Source organism: Streptomyces sp. HUAS MG56 (genome assembly GCF_058673395.1).
This window is the reverse complement of record NZ_CM178722.1, coordinates 7,190,003-7,210,250: the sequence shown is the minus strand read 5'-3', so window position 1 is coordinate 7,210,250 and position 20,248 is coordinate 7,190,003. Positions and strand designations below refer to the sequence as shown.

The 20,248-nt window shown below is 74.4% G+C and carries 15 protein-coding genes; 6 read left to right on the top strand and 9 right to left on the bottom strand.

Features of this window, described 5'->3' with window-relative positions; translation table 11 throughout:
• Positions 1 to 110: 110 nt before the first annotated feature.
• The 3 genes from eccE to AC4OXY_RS33985 all read left to right on the top strand — a co-directional run bounded on the left by eccE (position 111) and on the right by AC4OXY_RS33985 (position 5,634).
• The gene (gene eccE, locus AC4OXY_RS33995; protein ID WP_491991573.1) at positions 111 to 1,448 is read left to right on the top strand and encodes a type VII secretion protein EccE; all 1,338 of its coding nucleotides are present in this window, start codon (positions 111 to 113) and stop codon (positions 1,446 to 1,448) included.
• Positions 1,445 to 2,224 carry a hypothetical protein gene (locus AC4OXY_RS33990; RefSeq protein ID WP_491991572.1) on the top strand — a complete coding sequence of 260 codons (780 nt, stop codon included), beginning with the start codon at positions 1,445 to 1,447 and terminating at the stop codon, positions 2,222 to 2,224. The genes eccE and AC4OXY_RS33990 overlap by 4 nt, the downstream gene beginning before the upstream one ends.
• A gap of 353 nt (positions 2,225 to 2,577) precedes the next feature.
• The gene (locus tag AC4OXY_RS33985) at positions 2,578 to 5,634 is read left to right on the top strand and encodes an SCO5717 family growth-regulating ATPase (protein WP_491991571.1); all 3,057 of its coding nucleotides are present in this window, start codon (positions 2,578 to 2,580) and stop codon (positions 5,632 to 5,634) included.
• A gap of 65 nt (positions 5,635 to 5,699) precedes the next feature.
• Here the strand turns inward: AC4OXY_RS33985 and AC4OXY_RS33980 are convergent, their stop codons facing one another.
• From AC4OXY_RS33980 to rimP, 9 genes are all read right to left on the bottom strand, one after another.
• Entirely contained in the window at positions 5,700 to 6,647 is a 948-nt protein-coding gene (locus AC4OXY_RS33980; protein WP_356024351.1) for a bifunctional riboflavin kinase/FAD synthetase, read from the bottom strand.
• 151 nt (positions 6,648 to 6,798) lie between these two features.
• Positions 6,799 to 10,533: a trypsin-like peptidase domain-containing protein gene (locus AC4OXY_RS33975; RefSeq protein ID WP_491991570.1), complete on the bottom strand. Its 3,735-nt coding sequence runs from the start codon at positions 10,531 to 10,533 to the stop codon at positions 6,799 to 6,801.
• 275 nt (positions 10,534 to 10,808) lie between these two features.
• On the bottom strand, positions 10,809 to 11,714 hold the full coding sequence (truB, locus tag AC4OXY_RS33970; protein WP_491991569.1) for a tRNA pseudouridine(55) synthase TruB: 906 nt from the start codon (positions 11,712 to 11,714) through the stop codon (positions 10,809 to 10,811).
• Positions 11,711 to 12,163, bottom strand: coding sequence for a 30S ribosome-binding factor RbfA (gene rbfA, locus AC4OXY_RS33965; RefSeq protein ID WP_356024358.1), 453 nt, complete (start codon positions 12,161 to 12,163; stop codon positions 11,711 to 11,713). Before rbfA ends, truB begins: the two co-directional genes overlap by 4 nt.
• A 61-nt stretch (positions 12,164 to 12,224) precedes the next feature.
• Positions 12,225 to 12,518 (bottom strand): DUF503 domain-containing protein, encoded by a 294-nt coding sequence (locus AC4OXY_RS33960; protein ID WP_356024361.1) that lies wholly within the window; start codon positions 12,516 to 12,518, stop codon positions 12,225 to 12,227.
• 251 nt (positions 12,519 to 12,769) lie between these two features.
• Positions 12,770 to 15,862 carry a translation initiation factor IF-2 gene (gene infB / locus AC4OXY_RS33955; RefSeq protein ID WP_376289179.1) on the bottom strand — a complete coding sequence of 1,031 codons (3,093 nt, stop codon included), beginning with the start codon at positions 15,860 to 15,862 and terminating at the stop codon, positions 12,770 to 12,772.
• Positions 15,863 to 16,009: 147 nt separating this feature from the next.
• A complete protein-coding gene (locus AC4OXY_RS33950; RefSeq protein WP_491991568.1) occupies positions 16,010 to 16,306 on the bottom strand; it encodes a YlxR family protein in 297 nt (98 codons plus the stop codon).
• A 140-nt stretch (positions 16,307 to 16,446) separates the two neighbouring features.
• Positions 16,447 to 17,433 (bottom strand): transcription termination factor NusA, encoded by a 987-nt coding sequence (gene nusA / locus AC4OXY_RS33945; RefSeq protein ID WP_376289181.1) that lies wholly within the window; start codon positions 17,431 to 17,433, stop codon positions 16,447 to 16,449.
• Positions 17,434 to 17,435: 2 nt separating this feature from the next.
• Entirely contained in the window at positions 17,436 to 17,945 is a 510-nt protein-coding gene (gene rimP, locus AC4OXY_RS33940) for a ribosome maturation factor RimP (RefSeq protein WP_362821919.1), read from the bottom strand.
• Between the two features lie 245 nt (positions 17,946 to 18,190).
• On the opposite strand from rimP, the gene AC4OXY_RS33935 reads away from it, so the two are divergent.
• The 3 genes from AC4OXY_RS33935 to AC4OXY_RS33925 all read left to right on the top strand — a co-directional run bounded on the left by AC4OXY_RS33935 (position 18,191) and on the right by AC4OXY_RS33925 (position 20,173).
• Positions 18,191 to 18,697: a hypothetical protein gene (locus AC4OXY_RS33935; protein WP_402069970.1), complete on the top strand. Its 507-nt coding sequence runs from the start codon at positions 18,191 to 18,193 to the stop codon at positions 18,695 to 18,697.
• Positions 18,694 to 19,212 carry a ferritin-like domain-containing protein gene (locus AC4OXY_RS33930; RefSeq protein ID WP_362821921.1) on the top strand — a complete coding sequence of 173 codons (519 nt, stop codon included), beginning with the start codon at positions 18,694 to 18,696 and terminating at the stop codon, positions 19,210 to 19,212. Before AC4OXY_RS33935 ends, AC4OXY_RS33930 begins: the two co-directional genes overlap by 4 nt.
• Before the next feature lie 61 nt (positions 19,213 to 19,273).
• On the top strand, positions 19,274 to 20,173 hold the full coding sequence (locus tag AC4OXY_RS33925) for an aminoglycoside phosphotransferase family protein (protein WP_402069972.1): 900 nt from the start codon (positions 19,274 to 19,276) through the stop codon (positions 20,171 to 20,173).
• The last annotated feature ends 75 nt before the right edge of the window (positions 20,174 to 20,248 follow it).

The following is a 20,248-nucleotide window of genomic DNA, read 5'->3' as shown; positions in this document are numbered from 1 at the left end:
TGCCTGGTACGGAGCGAGTCCGGTGGAGCGGGTAGGGTACCTGGGCCCTCAAGGCCCATGTTGAGCGGCCTGGTTCCAGCGAGTTGTGAGCAAATCGGGGGGATGGAGTGATGGCTTCCGGAACGCGGTCGCGAGCACGCGGCCGGTCGGCGACACGCGGTCGCGCGGCCAGGTCCGCGGCACCCGCGGACGGGGCGTCCGCGCAGCGCGGTGCGGCGCAGCAGGCGGTCACGCTCAGCCTCAGGCCCCGGCCGGGCCAGGCGGGTTCGTTCCGTCTGCAACGGCTCGTGCTGGTGGAGCTGGCGGCGGCCGCCCTCGTCGTCGGGATGGCTGTCGGGATGATGGCCATGGTGCCGGCCGCGGTCGTGGCCGTACTGCTGCTCCTGCTGGCCTTCGTACGGCGCCGGGGCCGCTCCCTGCCCGAGTGGTTCGGCACGGCGCGAGAGCTGCGCGCACGCCAGAAGCGAGCCGACAGCACCCCGGTCCCGCCGGGCACGGAGCCGGGCCTGGTCCCCGCCGTGGAGTGCGAGCCGGCTCTGCGCACGTACTCCTACGGCGCGCGTGACCGGCGTCCGGTCGGCATCGTCGGGGACGGGACGTTCGTCACCGCCGTGCTCCAGGTGGAGGCCGACGCGACCGCACTGCGGGCCGAGCGCAGCCGGCAGCCGCTGCCGGTCGGGCTGGTGCGCGACGCGCTGGAGGTGGACGGGATCCGGCTGGAGTCGGCCCAGATCGTGCTGCACACCCAGCCGGCGCCCGCGCTGCATCTGCCCCAGCAGTCCGTCGCCGTGTCCAACTACCTTCCGCTGCAGGAGCAGACGGGCGCCCCGGCCGTCCGCATCACCTGGATCGCGCTGAAGCTCGATCCCGAGAGCTGCGCGGAGGCCGTGGCTGCGCGCGGCGGCGGGCTGCTCGGCGCACAGAAGTGCGTCGCGCGGACCGCGGACCACCTGGCGAGCCGGCTGACCGGCTCCGGGTTCCGCGCGCGGGTGCTCGACGAGGAGGAACTGGTCGCCGCGCTCGCCACGTCGGCGTGCGCCAACCCCCTGGTCACCGCCGAGGCGGGGCGCAGCGAGACCCGGGAGCGGCGTACGGAGGAGTCCGGGCGCAGCTGGCGCTGCGACAACCGGCGGCACACGACGTACTGGGTCAGACGCTGGCCCCAACTGGGCGGAGGCAACGGCGAGTCGCTGCCGCACTTCGTCGCCCGGGTCACGGCGATCCCGGCCCTGGCGACCACCTTCAGTCTCACCCTCGCCCACGGGGAGCGGCAGGAGGTGTCCCTCTCCGGCCACCTGCGGGTGACCGGACGCAGTGACGAGGAACTCGTGGCGGCACGACGCGCGCTGGAGGCCGCCGCCCGGCAGGGCGGGGCCGGACTGGCCCGCCTCGACCGTGAGCAACTGCCCGGCATGCTGGCCACACTGCCCCTCGGAGGTGCGCGGTGACGACGATTGCGACGACTTCCACGAGGCCGGGCACGGACACGCCGGCGCCGTCCGGACCGCGCCGGATGGGCGAGCTGCTGCGGCACGGCCTGGGACTGATCGGACCCCGGCACAGCCGGCACGGGTTGCCCGTGCAGCAACTGGACGCGCTCGCCCTGCCGATCGGAGACGACGGCGTCGTGGCCGGTGTCGACGCCGAGGGCCAGCCTGCCGTCCTGGGTATCAACCGGCCCACGCCGTACGACGTCGTGCTGATCGGCGGGCTGTGGACGGCACAGGTGCTGGCTCTGCGCTCGGCGGCCACCGGGGCCCGGGTCGCGGTGGAGACGGGCCGGCCGCAGGCCTGGATGCAGATGGTGCACGCGATGGGCGGCGGGCAGAACGGACTTTCCGTGTACGACGTCGGGCGGGTGCCTCCGCAGGGCGCCTCGGCCGGCACACCCGTCCTGGTGGTCCGGGACTGCGGCATGCGGCCGCCGCGTGGACGCGTGGTGTCCGGCCCCTGGCAGTCGGTACTGACACTGCTGCCGTATCTCAGCCCGGTCGCGCCCAGGCTGCTGCGCCAGGCACGGCTCGCCGGCATCCAGCGGGTCTCGCCGGACGAGGCCGCCGAATTGGGGCGCACGACAGGTCTGTCGCGCACCGAGGTGGAGTCGCTGCCGACGCTGCCCGACGGCGTCACTCTGTGGTGTACCGACCGCGACCGGCAGTACGTCCTGACGCAACCCACCGACGCCGAGATCGGATTGTTGGGCACGCCACGTCGGATGGACTGAACTCCCCCCGAGTGTCCCTTTTATTCGCAGTTTCCACTCTCCCCTTTCATTACATCCCTCCCGTTTTACCCACCCTTCCTCGGGCAAGGCGCAAGGCGTGCAGGGTGTTTCGGGCGCATGGTGACCGGGCGTTCGCGTGCCGAGAAGCGGGCGGGCCTGCCGAGGGACGGCTCATGGTGATTAGGCTGGGAGCGGGCGCGCTGACAGGACCCGTGGACCGGGCGTCGGTGTCCGGGGGGAGAACCGATGGATCGGACTGCCTCGAAAACGACTACGGACGACTCGGAACAACACGACATGGTCGCCCCAGCACGGCATGAGCATGAGGGTGTTCGACCACACCAGGAGGAACTGTGAACAGCGATCGGGACGGGATCCGCGGGGGCTGGGACACACCCGACGACGACCAGACCGACGCGGAGTCCGCCATCGAGATGACGGGCGAGTTCACCATCGACTACGCGCCGCCCGCCTGGTACACGCAGAACGCGTCGGGTTCGTCCGCTCCTCCCGCGGCGCCGGTGCCGCAGCCGCCGGTCGGCACCCCGCCGCAGGGCACTCCGTACGCGCCCCCGCAGGGCACTCCGTACGCTCCGCCGCCTCCGCCCGCGCAGGGCGGTTACGGCTTCCCGCCGCCGGTGCAGCCCGCGCCGCCGGTCGGACCTCCCGTCGGGTCTCCGGTGCCGATGCCGCAGCTGCCGCAGGGGTTCGAGCCGCAGCAGCCCGCTCCGCACGACTTCGAGCTGCAGCAGCCGCACGCCGCTCCGCAGGTCCAGCCCGGGGCCCCGGCGCCGGAGCCGGACAACGGGGATCTGGAGAGCGGGGCCACCATGCGGTTCTCCGCCGTGGCCCTGAAACGCGAGATGGCCGAGATCGCCGAGCGCGCGGCGGCCGTCAAGGAGGAGGCCGATTCCGTCGGCCAGGATTCCGCCGAGGCCGCCGGAACGGAATCGGCCGGCGCCGAGAGCACGGGTGCCGCCGGTGGCGAGGGTGCGCCCGAGACCGTGGTGGCGTCGGACGACTCCGGCGAGGGCGCGGTGGGTCATGTGGCCGAGGAGCTCCAGGAGCCGCGGGAGTCCGCCGAGTCCAGGGGCGGTGCCGCCGCTCAGGGTGACGCCGTTGCCGAGAGCGCCGGATCGGAGGAGGAGGGCTCCGCGGACGCGGAGGGTCCGGATGCCGACGCCGGTGCCGGTGCTGATGAGGACGAGCGCGAGGGCGCGAGCAGCGCCGGGCTTCCGGCCGCGGACGCGGACGGTGCCGCGGGTACCGAGGGCGGGGAGGGGGCCGAGGCGTCTCGGGCGGAGGGTTCCGCCGTCGTCGCGGACTCCGCCGCACCGGAGTCCGCGGCCGCGCCGCAGGACAGTGCCGCCCAGCCGGAGGCCGCCGCCGCACAGACCGACGCGCCCCAGGACGCCGTGCCGCCCGCCGCCGTGCCGCAGGACGCCGTGCCGCAGGCTCCCGCCGCTCCCCCGGCCGCACCGCAGGGTGCGCAGCCCGGTTGGACGCCGCCGCCCGCGCCGCAGAGCGGGGTGCCGCCGCTGCCGCCCTCCTACCAGCCCGCTGCCCCCGCCCCGGCGGGCCAGTGGTCCGGACAGCCGGGCCTCCCCGGTCAGCCGGCGCCGCCGCAGCAGCCCGGTCCCCTGCCCGGTCAGCAGCCGCCGTTCCAGCCGCAGGCCCCGCAGCCCGCACCCGCCGCCTGGAACCAGCCCAACCAGCCGCCGCAGCCCGGTCAGCCCGTCGCGCCGGCCGCGGGCCCGGGACCCCAGCCCCACCCCCAGCAGCCGCCGCAGCCGCAGCCCCAAGCTCAGCCGCAGCAGGCAGGGGCCAACGGACCCGGTGGTTACGGCTTCCCGCCGGCCGGAGTCAACTCCCCGCCGCAGCCGGGTGGTTACGGCTTCCCGCAGCCTCCGCAGCCGCCGCAGGCCCCCCAGCCGCCGCAGCAGTCGCAGCCACAGCCCCAGCCGCAGCCGCAGAGCCCCACCGCGCCGACCCCGCCCGGCGGTTACGGCTTCCCGCAGCCGCAGGCGGACGCCCCGCAGGCGCCGGTCGATCCGCGCACCGGTGCCGCGTGGCCGCAGCCGATCCAGCACGACCAGCGGCAGATGACCAACCCCGGTGCCGCGCCGCTCGGTTACACCGCCGCCGTGGAGCTGTCCTCGGACCGGCTGCTCAACAACAAGAAGCAGAAGGCGAAGAGCGGGCGGCCCGCAGCGGCGTCGAGTCGCTTCAAGCTCGGCGGCAAGAAGGAGGAGGCCGAGCGGCAGCGCAAGCTGGAGCTGATCCGCACGCCGGTGCTGTCCTGCTACCGGATCGCGGTCATCAGTCTCAAGGGCGGTGTCGGCAAGACGACCACGACCACCGCGCTCGGCTCCACCCTCGCCACCGAGCGGCAGGACAAGATCCTCGCCATCGACGCCAACCCGGACGCCGGCACGCTCGGCCGCCGCGTGCGCCGGGAGACCGGCGCCACCATCCGTGACCTCGTCCAGGCGATCCCGTACCTGAACTCGTACATGGACATCCGGCGGTTCACGTCCCAGGCGCCGTCCGGGCTCGAAATCATCGCCAACGACGTCGACCCGGCCGTCTCGACCACGTTCAACGACGAGGACTACCGGCGCGCGATCGAGGTGCTCGGCAACCAGTACCCGATCATCCTGACGGACTCCGGCACCGGTCTGCTCTACAGCGCCATGCGCGGCGTGCTCGACCTCGCCGACCAGCTCATCATCATCTCGACGCCGTCCGTGGACGGTGCGAGCAGCGCCAGTACGACGCTGGACTGGCTGTCGGCGCACGGGTACGCGGACCTGGTCTCCCGGTCCCTCACGGTCATCTCCGGGGTCCGCGAGACCGGCAAGATGATCAAGGTCGAGGACATCGTGGCGCACTTCGAGACGCGCACGCGCGGTGTCGTGGTCGTGCCCTTCGACGAGCATCTGGCCGCCGGTGCCGAGGTCGACCTCGACATGATGCGGCCGCGGACGCGCGAGGCGTACTTCAACCTGGCCGCGCTGATCGCCGAGGACTTCACCCGCCACCAGCAGGCACACGGCCTGTGGACCAACGACGGCAACCCGCCGCCGGTCGCCGCCCCGCCCATGCCGGGCTACGCGATGCCCGGGCAGCCCATGCCGGGGCAGCCTCAGCCGTACCCGCAGGTGCCCGGGCAGCCGTACCCGCCCCAGCAGGGACAGCCCGGACAGCCGGGACACCCGTACCCGCAGGCTCCCGCCGGTGCCCCCGGTCAGCCGTTCCCGCAGCAGCCGGGGCAGCCTCAGCCGTACCCGCAGGCCCCCGGCCAGGAGCTGTACGGCCAGCCGCCGCAGCAGCAGCCCGGCCAGGCGTACGGCTACCCCCAGGCACCCCAGGCCCCGCAGCCCCCTCAGGAGCAGCCGCCGCAGCAGTAGCAGTGACCGAAAAGGGCGGCCGGTGCGATGCGCACCGGCCGCCCTTTCGTGTCAGTCGCCCGCGGTCACTCCTGTGCCGCCACGATCTCCCGGCACCGCTTCACGTCCGCCGCCATCTGGTCCAGCAGGGCCTCCAGCGAGTCGAACTTCGCCTGGCCGCGCACGTAGGCGAGGAAGTCGACGGCGACGTGCAGGCCGTACAGGTCGAGGCCGACGCGGTCGATGGCGTACGCCTCCACGGTCCGCTCGGTGCCGTCGAACTGCGGGTTCGTTCCGACCGAGATCGCGGCCGGCATGGCCTCGCCCTCGACGTGCAGATAGCCGGCGTACACGCCGTCGGCCGGGATGGCGGTGTGCGGAAGGGTCTCGACGTTGGCCGTCGGGAAGCCCAGTTCGCGGCCGCGCTGGGCGCCGCGCACGACCACGCCCTCCACGCGGTGCGGGCGGCCCAGGATCTCGCGGGCGCCCTCGACGTCGCCCTCGGCGACCAGGCAGCGGGTCAGGGTCGAGGAGAACGGCTTGCCGCCGCCCGCCTCACCGGTGACGTACAGGTCGACGACCTCGACCTCGAAGTCGTACGTCTCGCCCTGCTCGGCGAGGAACTCGACGTTGCCCGCGGCCTTGTGGCCGAAGCGGAAGTTGGGGCCCTCCACGACCGCCCTGGCGTGCAACTTGTCCACCAGGACCTTCACGACGAAGTCGGCGGGCGAGAGCTTCGAGAACTCGGTGGTGAAGGGGAGCACGAGCACCGCGTCCACGCCCAGCTCCGCCATCAGCTCGGCACGGCGGTGGTGCGCGGCGAGCAGCGGCGGGTGGCTGCCGGGGCGGACGACCTCGCTGGGGTGCGGGTCGAAGGTGACCACGACGGCCGGGACGCCCAGCTCGCGGGCGCGGTCCACGGCATGCCTGATGATCAGCTGGTGGCCGCGGTGGACGCCGTCGTAGGAACCGATGGTGACGACGCTGCGCCCCCAGTCCTGGGGGATGTCCTCCAAGCCACGCCAGCGCTGCACTGTGACCGCTCCTCGAACCCGTGTCCGTATTGACTCTCATTGACTCTCACGACTTGCGCAGGTCTAAGGGTGCCATGCCGGGTGCCCCCGGCCCGCATCGGTGTCGGGGCTGTGACCGGGCGCACGTTCACGGCTATGCCGTCGGCGCTGCTCAGGCCGGTACCCGGACGCCGGCCAGGCTCTCCAGCGTGCGACGCGTGCTGGGGCCCACCACGGCGGCCCAGTCCTCCGGGGTCGCGCTCAGCCAGCGGGCCATCAGCGCGGCGAAACCGGGCACGTGCCGGCCCAGGTCGACCAGGCCGCGGTCGAAGCGGGTGGCGCCTTCGGGCGTACGGACCAGGAGCAGACCGGTGCGGTGGACGAGCCCGCGCGTCTCCTCCTCGCGGCGGTCGCCGTGCGCGGCCGCCGCGTGCAGGACGGCGGCCAGGACGGACGGCTCCTGTTCGCCGGCCAGCAGCACCTCCAGCAGCTCGCGGCGCAGCGGGCGGGAGGCCGGGGTGCCCGGGGCGGCGAGGACGGCGGCGAGGGCGGCGCGCAGCGGTTCGGGGCCGTCGTCCAGCAGGCCCGTGACGAGGGGCAGGAGGACGGGGCGCGCGGTGGGCCCCTGCTGCTCGAATCGCCGGTCGACGTGGTGGGCGAGCTGCCCGGCCAGGTGTCCCGCGCCCTGCGGACGCAGCCGTACGGCATCCCGGGCGAGGCCGGCGACGGCGCGCGCGAGGGTCGGGGTGGCGGCGTCGGCGAGGGCCGCGAGCAGGCGCACGGCGTCGGGCGGGTCCGAGGCGCTCAGCCGGGTGCGGAAGGCCTCCAGGACCGGTTCGGGATGGGTGGCGAGGGCCGGGGCCAGGGCACCGGGCGGGACGTGCGGGTCGCCGTCGGCGAAGTACCGCAGGGCGGCGGGCAGGTACGTGTCCCGGGTGTGCGGGTCGTGGACCAGCAGGGCGAGCGCGCCGCCGTGCAGGAAGCGGTCGGCGGGGCGGGCGAGCAGGGCGAGGGCGGCGAGCCGCAGCAGCGCGCGGTCGGCCTCCGCGCGCGCGTGCGGCGCCGTACGCAGCCCGAACGCGACGGCCGCCGCCCGTCGGACGGCGCGCTCGTCGTGCGCCCAGCGGTCGACGGCCCGGCACAGGGCCGCCGGCTCGTCCTCGGCGAGCGTGCCGAGCAGTTCGTCGGCGCGGCGGTGGGGGCTCGCGGCCAGCAGGTCGGTGAGGTCGTCCAGCGCGCCGTGCCGGTGGGTGTGCAGCAGCGCCTGGGCGGCCGTGGCGACGGTGGCGTGCGGCGTCGCGGGCAGCGGCCGCTCGTCGGCGAACCAGCGGATCAGCTCCGGCTGTACGACGGCGGGGGCGGCGGCGAGCAGCCGGGCCACGGCGTCGAGGTAGCGCCCGCCGGGCTCCGGGGGCACCTGGTCGGCCAGCACGAGCCGGCGCAGCAGATCGAGGCGTGCGGCGTCCGGGAGGGGCAGCCCGGTCCAGAAGGCGGGCCCGAACTCGGCCGGCACGGTCCGCCCCGCCCGGCGCCAGGCCACGATCCGCTCGGCGAGCAGCCGCAGCACCTCGGTGTACGGCGTCGCGTCCGGGACCTGGTGCAGGGTACGGGCGAGCAGCCGGGCGGCCCACCAGGAGCCGGGGTCCCGGTCCAGGGCGTCGGTCAAGTCCCTGAGGCGGGCGGTGAGTTGACGGGGTCCGCACTGCCGGGCGAGCAGCAGCAGGGCCTGCACGACCGGGCCGGCGCGGTGGTGCGGCACCGGCACGGGCGCGCTCTCGTGCGCGGCGCGGGGGCGGTGGACGAGGGCGTGCAGGGCCTCGTCCAGGTCGAGGTGCATGCCCTGGATCCAGTCGGCCAGCTCCTCGTGCGCGAAGCGGTAGCCGGTGCCGGCCGGGACGAGCAGGCCTTCGGCGAGCACGGCGGAGGCCCAGCCCGTGCCGCCGCCGAGGCGGGCCGGGGCGGGCCCCCACGGGAACACCGCCTCGAAGGACTCCCGGTCCAGCTCGCCCTGCCCGGGCCCGAGACTGCGCCGGGCGGCCTCGTGCACCTGTCCGGCGACGCGCGCGGCGAGCCGCCGTACGGCCGTACCGCGCGGGCCGTCGTTCCCGGCGGCGAGACGGACCGCGATGCGCAGGCACATCAGGTCGAGGTGGGCGGCGAACACCTCGTGCCGGTCGACGGGTCCGGCGGCGGCAGGGGTGTCGGGGGCGGCGGCGCGGATCTCGGCCAGCAGCCGCAGGACGAGCGGATGCCGGGCGTCCCGGCCGACGAGCACACCCTCGGGGACGCCGTACCGCGCACGGGCGCGACGGGCCTCGTCCGACGTCAGCGCGGTGAGCCGGACACAGGGCGGCAGCGCAGGACCGGGCGGACAGGGGGCACAGGCCGGGGCCGGGGTGGAGGCGGTGGTGGACGTGTCGGGGGCGGCGGCGGTGGTCGGAGGCGCGGGGACCCCCGGAGCCGCACGCCCGGCGGCCGGAGCCGCGGCGGTCAGCGGAGCCGCGGGGCCCGTCGCGCGAGCCGTGGGGGCCGTCGGCGCCGCGGGGGCCGCCGGGGCGTACAGCTGGTCCGGCGGGAATTCCGTACCCGCTCGCTCCCAGTACTCCTCCCGGCACGCCACCACCAGCCGTGCCCCGGTCTCGCGGAGCCAGTCGGCGGTGCCGCGGATCCAGTCGGGCTGCCGGTGGGCGAGGACGGGCGGCATCTCCTCGGGGCCGTCGAGGAGGAGCAGCAGCGGGCGCCCGGCGCGGGCGGCGAGGCGGGCCAGCCGCTCGGGGGTGATGTCGCCGAGGTCGCCGCAGGGGGTACGCCGGGGGGCGGCGACGATCCGGGCGGCCCGCTCCAGCGTGCGGCGGGCCGCGTCGGCCACGGAGCCGTCACCGTCCGCCAGGTCGGCGCCGCGCAGCCAGAGCGTGGGCGCGGGCCGTCCGGTACGGGCCCGGCGCGCGGCGAGGGCCGCCAGTTCCGTCGTACGGCCGCTGCCCGCGGTGCCGACGAGCGCGAGGACGGACCGGTCACCGTCCGCGAAGGCCGCCAACTCCCGTGCGACGCCGTAGCGTTCGACGGGTTCCGGCCCGCCGCCGGGGCGGGCGCGGGGGCCGTCCTGGCCGACCGAGGTGGCGGTCAGCTCCAGGATGCCGGCCAGGTTGAGGTCGGCGCCGTACGCGGGCACGGTCGCCGCGTTGCGGGCGAGCAGGTCGGCGAGGGGGCCGTCGGCGGTGGGCCGCAGCGGCGCCGCGAACGCCGCGTCGCGCTGCCCGGTGTGCAGGGCCGTGCCGAGGACGCCGAGGACCGCGCCGGTGCGCGCGTCCAGCACCGGTCCCCCGGCCGCCCCGCAGCCGAGCCGCAGCGCGTCCCGGCCCGCGGTGCCGATGGCCAGCTCCAGCGCCTCGGGGACCGGGTGGAAGCGGTCCGTGGCGGTGTACGTCGCCTCGGTGGCGGCCAGCACCCTCGCCTCGCGCCAGCAGCCCGCCGGGAGCCGTACGTAGGTGCCGGCGTCGATCCGCTCCCGCACGGTCAGCGGCAGCGGGGCCACGCCCAGCCCCTCGGTGCGCACCAGGGCCAGGTCCTGGCCGGGCAGCGGGGTGACGGCGCCGGCGTCGACCACGCACACGCGCTCGCCGGTACCGGCGCCGTCGTGGCCGTCTCCGGACTCGGCCGGGGCGCGCAGGACGAGCCGGGGCAGGCCGTCGACCGCCTCGTGGCTGGTGAGCAGGGTGCCGTCGTGATCGGCGAGGAAACCGACCCCGCGGGGGCGGCCGGCCGGGTCACGGATCTGGACCAGGGCGGGGCCGGTGGGGGCGGGGGGAGGGGGCGCAGATGTGCGGCCGATGCCGTCCCCCGGCTCTCGGCTACCGTCTCCCGCCTCCCCGCGACCGCTTCCGGTACGCGGGCCCCGTCCCGCCATGGCCGTACCTCCCCGCCCGTGCCCCTGCCTGTCCTCGACGGTAGGCGCGCGATGATCGGCGGGACAGATCGCGTGGCGAACGCGCCCCCGTCCGCTCCCCCGGTTCACTCCGAGCGCCTGCCCGGACGGGTGAATAGGCGGGTGCCGCTGGATAACCCTAGGGATGGGGGAACCGAGGGGGGACCGTGGAGCGGCGGCAGGAGCCCGCCCCGTGGCAGGCCGCCGCTCCACGGGCGAACACGCGTCCGTGCCGCGCACGCCCCGGAAGCGCTGTCTCAGCCGAAGACGGCCAGGCTCTTGGCCTTGCCCTTCTGTTCCTCGACGAGCGCCAGGAAACGGCTCTCCCCGTCGAAGACGGCCACCGGGCCGCGGCCCGCGTACTCGCCGGGCATGTCCAGCCGTACGCCGTTCAGCAGCAGCCGGGCCCGCCTGGTGTCCACCTGCCAGCGCGGGAACGCTGCCGCGGCGGCCTCGGCGACGGGCATCACGGTCAGCTCCTGCTGGAGCTGATCCAGGGTCCTGGCCGCGTCCAGCTTGTACGGCCCCACGCGCGTGCGGCGCAGCGCGGTGAGGTGGCCGCCGACGCCGAGGTCGGCGCCCAGGTCGCGGGCGAGGGCGCGGATGTAGGTGCCGGAGGAGCAGACGACGGAGACGATCAGGTCGAGGACTCGCGTGCCGTCCTCGGCGACCGCCTCCCGGATGTCGTACACGGTGAAGGACGAGACCGTCACCGGGCGGGCCGGGATCTCGAAGTCCTCGCCCTCGCGGGCGCGCTTGTACGACCGCACGCCGTCGATCTTGATGGCGCTGACCTTGGACGGCACCTGCATGATGGCGCCGGTCAGCTTGGCGATGCCGGCGTCGACGGCGTCCCGGGCCACCTTGGACGTGTCGGTGGACGAGATGATCTCGCCCTCGGCGTCGTCGGTGAGCGTGTTCTGGCCCAGGCGGATGGTGCCCAGGTACTCCTTCTCGGTCAGCGCGAGGTGGCCGAGGAGCTTGGTGGCCCGCTCGACGCCGAGGACCAGCACGCCGGTCGCCATCGGGTCGAGGGTGCCGGCGTGGCCGACGCGGCGGGTCCGGGCGATCCCGCGCATCTTGGCGACCACGTCGTGCGAAGTGAAGCCCGACGGCTTGTCGACGATGACAAGGCCGTCGGGCGGGGTGGGCTTGCTGGTCATTCGGCGCTGTCGTCCGTCTCCTCGTCGGAACCCGGCTTCTTGTACGGGTCCGCCTCGCCGGCGTACGCGGCGCCCGCGGACGCCTCGCGCACCGCGGCGTCGGACTGCCGGGCCCGGTCGAGGAGGTCCTCGATGGTCCGGGCGGTGTCCGGCAGGGCGTCCGCGACGAAGGTCAGGGTCGGCGTGAACTTCACACCGGCCGCACGGCCGACCTCGGAGCGCAGGATGCCCTTGGCGCTCTCCAGGCCGGCGGCCGCGGCCGTCCGCTCCTCTTCGTCCCCGTAGACCGTGTAGAAGACGGTCGCCTCCCGCAGGTCGCCCGTGACCCGGGTGTCCGTGATGGTGACGTGCGAGCCTAGCCGCGGGTCCTTGATCCCGCGCTGCAGCTTCTGGGCCACCACCTCTCGGATGAGGTCCGCCAGCCTTTTCGCCCGCGCGTTGTCGGCCACTGGTCCGTCTCCCGTTCTTTCTTCTTCGTTCTGTGCTCAGTCGTCGTCGCTCGGTCGTCGCTCAGTCGTCGTCGCCGTGAAAACGCCGTCGGACCGAGAGCAGTTCCACCTCGGGGCGGCCCGCGACCAGCCGCTCGCACCGATCGAGTACGTCGCTCAGGTGCCCCGCGTCGCCGGAGACCAGCGCCAGGCCGATGCAGGCCCTGCGATGGAGGTCCATGTGGTCCACCTCGGCCGCGCTCACCGCGTACTTCCGCTGGAGTTCGGCGACGATCGGGCGGACGACGGAGCGCTTCTCCTTCAGCGAGTGGACGTCGCCGAGGAGGAGGTCGAAGGACAGAGTCCCCACGTACATGTGTGTAACCGGTTCACCCGCCGGTACGGGATCGATGGCCCCGTGGCCGTGTGGCCGGGGACATCAAGAACGGTACCGCGTACCTGCCGGTGGCTCGACAGGGTTTCGGCACCGTGGCCTGCGCGACCGGCCCTGGGGGCTCCGCCCCCGGACCTCCGGCCTTGCCCGGGTCCGGGGGCGGAGCCTCCGGGAACGGCGAGCTGGCCGGCAGGACCGAGATCCCGCCGGCCAGCATCAGAATCCGTCGGCCGTTACGCCCGCGGCTTCTCGCGCATCTCGTACGTCGCGATGACGTCGTCGACCTTGATGTCGTTGAAGTTTCCGAGGTTGATACCACCCTCGTAGCCTTCGCGGATCTCGGTGACGTCGTCCTTGAAGCGACGCAGACCCTCGATGTTGAGGTTCTCCGCGACCACCTTGCCGTCGCGGATGAGGCGCGCCTTGGTGTTGCGCTTGACCTCGCCCGAGCGGATGAGGACACCGGCGATGTTGCCCAGCTTGGACGACTTGAAGACCTCGCGGATCTCCGCCGTACCGAGCTCGACCTCTTCGTACTCCGGCTTGAGCATGCCCTTGAGGGCCGCCTCGATCTCCTCGATCGCCTGGTAGATGACCGAGTAGTACCGGACGTCCACGCCCTCGCGCTCGGCCATCTGCGCCGCGCGGCCGGCCGCGCGGACGTTGAAGCCGATCACGATGGCGTCGGAGCCCATCGCCAGGTCGATGTCGGACTCCGTGACCGCACCGACGCCGCGGTGCAGGACGCGGATGTCGACCTCTTCGCCGACGTCCAGCTGGAGCAGGGAGGACTCCAGAGCCTCGACCGATCCGGACGCGTCGCCCTTGATGATCAGGTTCAGCTGCTGGACCTCGCCGGCCTTCAGCACCTTGTCCAGGTCCTCCAGCGACACGCGGCGCGTGCGCTTGGCGAACGCGGCGTTGCGCTCGCGGGCGGCGCGCTTCTCGGCGATCTGACGGGCCGTACGGTCCTCGTCGACCACCAGGAAGTTGTCGCCCGCACCCGGGACGTTGGTAAGACCCAGGACCTGGACCGGAGTCGACGGGCCGGCCTCGGCGACGTTGTTGCCGTTGTCGTCGAGCATGGCGCGCACACGGCCGTAGGCGTCGCCCACCACCATCGTGTCGCCGACCCGCAGGGTGCCTCGCTGGACGAGGACCGTCGCCACGGCACCGCGGCCGCGGTCGAGACGGGACTCGATCGAGATGCCCTGCGCGTCCTGGGCCGGGTTGGCCCGCAGGTCGAGCGAGGCGTCCGCGGTGAGGACCACGGCCTCCAGCAGCGAGTCGATGTGCAGACCCTGCTTGGCGGAGATGTCGACGAACATCGTGTCGCCGCCGTACTCCTCGGCCACCAGGCCGTACTCGGTCAGCTGACCGCGCACCTTGGTCGGGTCGGCACCCTCGACGTCGATCTTGTTGACCGCGACCACGATCGGCACGTCGGCCGCCTTGGCGTGGTTCAGCGCCTCGACCGTCTGCGGCATGACGCCGTCGTTGGCCGCGACGACCAGGATCGCGATGTCGGTCGACCGGGCACCACGGGCACGCATGGCGGTGAACGCCTCGTGACCCGGGGTGTCGATGAAGGTGATCGCGCGGTCCTCGTCGTTGACCTGGGTCGAGACCTGGTAGGCACCGATGTGCTGGGTGATGCCGCCGGCCTCGCCCGCGATGACGTTCGTCTTGCGGATGGCGTCGAGCAGTCGGGTCTTACCGTGGTCGACGTGGCCCATGACGGTGACGACCGGCGGACGGACCACCAGGTCGCCCTCGTCGCCCTCGTCCTCGCCGAACTCGATGTCGAAGGACTCCAGCAGCTCGCGGTCCTCCTCCTCCGGGCTGACGATCTGAACCGCGTAGTTCATCTCGCCCGCGAGGAGCTGCAGCGTCTCGTCGGAGACGGACTGCGTGGCCGTGACCATCTCGCCGAGGTTCATCATGACCGCGACGAGGGACGCCGGGTTGGCGTTGATCTTCTCCGCGAAGTCGGTGAGCGACGCGCCGCGGGAGAGACGGATGGTCTCGCCGTTGCCGCGCGGCAGCATCACGCCGCCGACGCTCGGGGCCTGCATGGCCTCGTACTCCTGGCGCCTCTGCCGCTTCGACTTGCGGCCACGACGCGCCGGACCACCGGGACGGCCGAAGGCGCCCTGCGTGCCACCACGGCCACCGGGACCGCCGGGACGGCCGCCGAAGCCGGGACGACCGCCGCCGCCACCGCCGGGACCGCCGGGACGACCGGCGAAGCCGCCGCCACCGCCGCCGCCACCGGGACCGCCGGGACGACCGGCGAAGCCGCCGCCACCGCCGCCGGGACGGGCGAAGCCGCCGCCGCCGCCCGGACGACCGCCGCCGCCGGGACGACCGCCGCCACCGGGACCACGGCCACCGGGGCCACCGCCGCCGGGACGCGGGCCGGCAGCAGGACGCTGCGGCATCATGCCGGGGTTCGGACGCGGACCGGCCGGGCCGGGACGCGGGCCGCCCTGCGGGCGGGGCATGCCGGCGGGCGACGGACGGGAACCGCCCGGAGCCTGCGGACGGGGACCGCCGCCCTGCTGGCCGGGAGCCTGCGGACGCGGACCGGCGCCGGGGGCACCGGGGCCGCCATGGCCGCCGTGGCCACCAGGACGGGGACCGCCCTGCGGGCGCGGGGCCTGCGGACGGGCCATGCCGGTGGAGCCACCGGAGGTGAAGGGGTTGTTGCCCGGACGCGGGCCGGCCGGACGGGCGCCCGGACGCGCGGCCTGACCACCGGGACGCGGGGCACCCTGGCCCGGACGGCCCTGGCCCTGGCCCTGGCCCTGAGCGGGACGACCGCCGGGCTTCGGGGCACCGGGGCGGGCGCCGGGACGCGGACCCTGCGCGGCCGGGGCCTGCGGGGTCTGGGCGGCGGCCGGAGCGGCCGGCGGAGCGGTGAACTCCGGGGCTGCCGGGGCCGGGCGCGGCGCGGGCTTGGGACCCGGCACCGGACGCGGGCCGGGGGCCGGCGCGGACGGCGCGGGAGCCGACGAGGCGGCCGGCTGCGGGGCAGCGGGCGCCGTCGGAGGCTTGGGGGCCGGCGGCCTCGGGGCAGCCGGACGTGCCGCCTGCGCCGGAGAGGGCGCGGCGGGCTTGGGGGAAGCCTTGCGCGGGGCGGGCTTACCGGCGGACTTGCCGTTGCCACCGCCCTGGAAGGCGTCGGTCAGCTTGCGTACAACCGGCGCTTCGATGGTCGAAGACGCCGAACGGACGAATTCACCGAGTTCTTGGAGCTTGGCCATGACGACCTTGCTCTCCACGCCGAACTCCTTGGCGAGTTCGTATACCCGGACCTTAGCCACTTCGCTCCTTTGAGGTCCGGGTTGCGTCCGGACCGTCGCTACTTCATGGGCGTACTCATCGCGTGCTCATCGAGTGCTCATCGCAATCTCGACCTACTTCCAACTCGCGGGGTACCTGGTCACGCGGACGGTCCGCGCACCACTTCCTTACGGTGTTGCCTGCTCGACAACTGTTGTCCGCTCGACGTACTGGCGCAACGCCTTTGTGTCGAGCGCTCCCGGGGCGCGAAGTGCCCGCGGGAACGCCCGGCGGCGTACCGCCTGATCGAGACAGACCAGGGCGGGATGTACATAGACGCCCCGGCCGGGCAGCGTACCGTGCGGATCGGGGGCGCACGCGCCCTCGATCCGCACGATCCGCAGGAGATCGTTCTTGGCCGCCCGCTCCCGGCACCCCACACAGGTGCGTTCAGGGCATGCCCGGGCGTGCGTCCGGCCAGACACAGTTAAGTCTACCTCCCCGCACCGACCTCACCCCTCCGGGGGAAAGATCGAACGGCTGTTGTCGCAAACCAGCTGTCAACCCAACGATCTGCGGCTTGGATCCATTCCCGGCGGCCCGGCGGCGCCGGTCCGCCCGGCTCCTACTCGGCGGGCTGCTCGGTGTCCGGGCGGATGTCGATGCGCCAGCCGGTGAGGCGCGCGGCGAGGCGGGCGTTCTGCCCCTCCTTGCCGATCGCCAGCGACAGCTGGTAGTCCGGCACGGTCACCCGGGCGGAGCGGGAGGCGAGGTCGACGACCTCCACCTTGCTCACCCGAGCGGGTGACAGGGCGTTCGCCACCATCTCCGCCGGGTCGTCCGACCAGTCGACGATGTCGATCTTCTCGCCGTTCAGCTCGCCCATCACGTTGCGCACCCGGCCGCCCATCGGGCCGATGCAGGCGCCCTTGGCGTTCAGGCCCGAACGGGTGGACCGCACGGCGATCTTGGTGCGGTGACCGGCCTCGCGGGCGATCGCCGCGATCTCGACCGACCCGTCGGCGATCTCCGGCACCTCCAGGGCGAAGAGCTTCTTCACCAGGTTGGGGTGCGTGCGGGACAGGGTCACGGACGGACCGCGGACGCCCTTCGCCACCCGGACGACGTACGACCGCAGGCGCATGCCGTGCGGGTAGGTCTCGCCGGGCACCTGCTCCTGCACCGGCAGGATGGCCTCCAGCTTGCCGATGTCGACCAGCACGTTCTTCGGGTCGCGGCCCTGCTGGACGACGCCGGTGACGATGTCGCCCTCGCGGCCGGCGTACTCACCGAGCGTCGCGTCGTCCTCGGCGTCGCGCAGCCGCTGGAGGATCACCTGCTTGGCGGTGGTCGCCGCGATCCGGCCGAAGCCGGACGGGGTGTCGTCGAACTCGCGGACCTCCTGGCCCTCCTCCAGGTCCTCGGGGTCCTCCTTCGCCCACACGGTCACATGCCCGGTCTCCCGGTTGAGCTCCACGCGCGCGTGTCGGCGGCTTCCCTCGGTGCGGTGGTAGGCGATGAGGAGGGCCGACTCGATCGCCTCGACCAGCAGGTCGAAGGAGATCTCCTTCTCCCTGACCAAGCCCCGCAGGGCGCTCATGTCGATGTCCACGGCTACGCCTCCTCCTCTTCCTTCATGTCCTTCTTGTCCTTGCGGTTGAACTCGACCTGCACGCGCGCCCTGGCGATCTCCGGGAAGCCGAGCCTGCGGCTGGTCGCCTTGCGGCCCTTGACTCCGGGGACCTCGACGTCGAGACCGTCCTCGTCGACCGTCAGGATCCGGGCGACCAGTTCGCCGCCCTCGGTCAGCTGGAACTTCACGAGCCGTTCGGTGGCGCGCACGAAGTGCCGGTGCTCGGTGAGGAGGCGCTCCGCGCCGGGGGTGCCGACCTCCAGGTCGTACGCCGCGTCGCCCATCGCGTCGGTCTCGTCGAGCTTCGCCGAGAGCACACGGCTCACATCGGCGATGGCGTCCAGATCGGCTCCCTCGTCGGAGTCGACGACCACGCGCAGCACCCGCTTGCGTCCGACGGAGTCCACAGCGATCTCTTCGAGATCCAGCCCCTGGGAGGTGACGAGCGGTTCCAGCAGCTCTCGCAGCCTCTCGCTCTGGGTGGTGCTCATCCGGGTGACTCCTCGGCCGCGTGTGCTGTTGTGGGATGGGTCGCGTGTCTGGTCAAAGGGTATCCGGTCGCGGGGGGTGTCGCTGTCCCCGCCCGGGGCGAGGGCGGGCGTCCGGTGCACCCGAGCGCCCCTCGGGTGGGCTGTCTGAGCCGGTGACATGAAGCGGGGGGATGCGCGGGTACCGTGATCACGGCGGGCCGCCCTCCCGCCCGTGTGTTCGTACGAGCCCCCCGAGGACGTCAGCCGTGCCGTACCCGCCAACCCCGCGCGCCCTCTCGGGTCCGCGGAGGAGAACCCTGCTCGCCTCGGCCGCCGGCGCCGCCCTGCTGGCGGGCTGCACGTCCGGTCCCGGCTCCGGCGGCGGCGCCCCCTCGGTGACCGAGCGGGCACGCGCGCGTGCGGCCGCGGACAGCCGGGCGCTGCTGGCGCGCTACGACGCCGCCCTCGCCGCCCACCCCGGGCTCGCGGACCGGCTGCGACCGCTGCGGGCGCAGGTGGCGGCCCATGTCGCGGCGTTCGCGGACGGTACGCCCCCCACGCCCGAGAAGTCCTCGGCCTCTCCTTCTCCCACCCCGGCCGTCCCGGCCACCGAGAAGGACGCCCTGGCCGCGCTCGCGGCGGCCGAGCGCACGCTCGCCGACCGGCGCGCCAAGGCCCTGCTCGACGTGCCGGGCGAGCCGGCGCGGCTGCTGGCGTCCGTGGCGGCGGCCGGGGCGGCGCACGCGTACCTGCTGACGGAGGGGGCCAAATGAGCGGCGACAGGACCAAGGACGAGACCAGGAAGGCCGAGCTGACCGCGCTGCAGGCGGCGCTGGCGGCGGAGCACGCGGCGGTGTACGGGTACGGCGTCGTCGGCGGCCGGATCGCCGAGGCGCGTCGCGCCGAGGCACTGGCGGCCTGGAACGCCCACCGGGCCGGCCGGGACGCGCTGGCCCGCGAGGTGCGCGACCTGGGCGGCCTGCCGGTCGCCGCGGATGCCGCCTACGCGCTGCCCTTCCCGGTGCCGGACGCGGCGGCGGCGCTGCGGCTCGCCGCACAGCTGGAGCAGCGCCTGGCCGGGGCGTACGCCGACCTGGTGCGGGCGGCGACGGGCACGCGGCGCGGCGCTGCCGCCGGGGCGCTGCGGGAGGCCGCGGTGCGCGCGGCGCGCTGGAGCGGGCAGAGCGTAGCCTTCCCTGGGCTCGCCGAGCGGGCCACCGAGGGGGCCGCCGAGGGGACGGGCCCGGCCGGTGCGACCCCGTCGGCCTCCGCCTCGGTGTCACCGTGAGCCGGTGACCCGGTCCGCTCCGCAACGACACGATCTCTGACCCGAAGGGAAACGCTCGCGCATGGCTTTCGAACCGCCGCCGCGCCTCGTCAAGGCGCTCGGTGAGACGGCACCGGACGGCGACGCCTGGCTGGCGGAGCTGCCCAAGGCCGCCGAACGGGCCGTCGCCGAGCGGGAGTTGACCGTGGAGCGGGTGCAGGTGCCGGGCGGGCGCAGCAGCCTGGTGCTGCTGGTGCGGCGCGCCGACGGCACCCCGGCGGTGCTGAAGCTGGCCCCGCCCCGGGCCCGCCCGGAGAGCGAGCGGGCGGCGCTGGCGCACTGGGGCGGGCTGGGCGCCGTGGAGCTGCTGGAGGACGGGGCCGAGGAGGGCGTACTGCTGCTGGAGCGGCTGCACCCGGATGTGTCGGTGCGGTCGCTGCCGGAGGCGAAGGCGCTGCTGGAGGCGGCGGGGACGCTGCGCCGGCTGTGGGTCGAGCCGCCCGCGGACCATGTCTTCGAGACGGTCGCCGAGCGCACCGGGCGGCAGGCGACGGCCATGCGGGCGGGCGCGGACGCCGGCCCGGAGGTGGCACCGCTGGTCGACGCGGCGCTCACGGCCCGCGAGGAACTGCTCGCCGCGCCGCCCGAACACCGCTTGCTGCACGGCACGTTCCGGCAGAGCAAGGTGCTGTCCGGGGAGCGGATGCCGTGGCTGGCGGTGGGTCCGGATCCGGTGGCCGGCGAGTGCGCCTTCGATCTGGCGCGGCTGGTGCGGGACCGGGTGGAGGACCTGATCGCGTCGCCCTCGGGCGCGGCGACCGTACGGCGGCGGATCAAGCGGCTCGCCGAGTCGCTGGAGGTCGACCAGGAACGGCTGCGCGGCTGGACCCTGTTCCGGGCGGTGGAGTCGGGGGTGCGGGCCCTGCGGGTGGGACGGCCGAAGGACGGCGAGCTGTTGCTGGAGTTCGCCGGCTGGCTGTAAGGGGCTCAAGAGGCTTCGCCGGCCGACGGCGAGCCGCGACGCACAAGCCCCCTGGGACCACCGCGGGTCCCAGGG

What these genes read in the sequence shown, in the direction of transcription:
- eccE (WP_491991573.1), top strand. Translation starts at nt 111, where the DNA reads ATGGCTTCCGGAACGCGGTCGCGAGCACGCGGCCGGTCGGCGACACGC.
- AC4OXY_RS33975 (WP_491991570.1), bottom strand. Translation starts at nt 10,533, where the DNA reads ATGGCGGGACGGGGCCCGCGTACCGGAAGCGGTCGCGGGGAGGCGGGA.
- truB (WP_491991569.1), bottom strand. Translation starts at nt 11,714, where the DNA reads ATGACCAGCAAGCCCACCCCGCCCGACGGCCTTGTCATCGTCGACAAG.
- AC4OXY_RS33960 (WP_356024361.1), bottom strand. Translation starts at nt 12,518, where the DNA reads ATGTACGTGGGGACTCTGTCCTTCGACCTCCTCCTCGGCGACGTCCAC.
- rimP (WP_362821919.1), bottom strand. Translation starts at nt 17,945, where the DNA reads ATGAGCACCACCCAGAGCGAGAGGCTGCGAGAGCTGCTGGAACCGCTC.
- AC4OXY_RS33930 (WP_362821921.1), top strand. Translation starts at nt 18,694, where the DNA reads ATGAGCGGCGACAGGACCAAGGACGAGACCAGGAAGGCCGAGCTGACC.
- AC4OXY_RS33925 (WP_402069972.1), top strand. Translation starts at nt 19,274, where the DNA reads ATGGCTTTCGAACCGCCGCCGCGCCTCGTCAAGGCGCTCGGTGAGACG.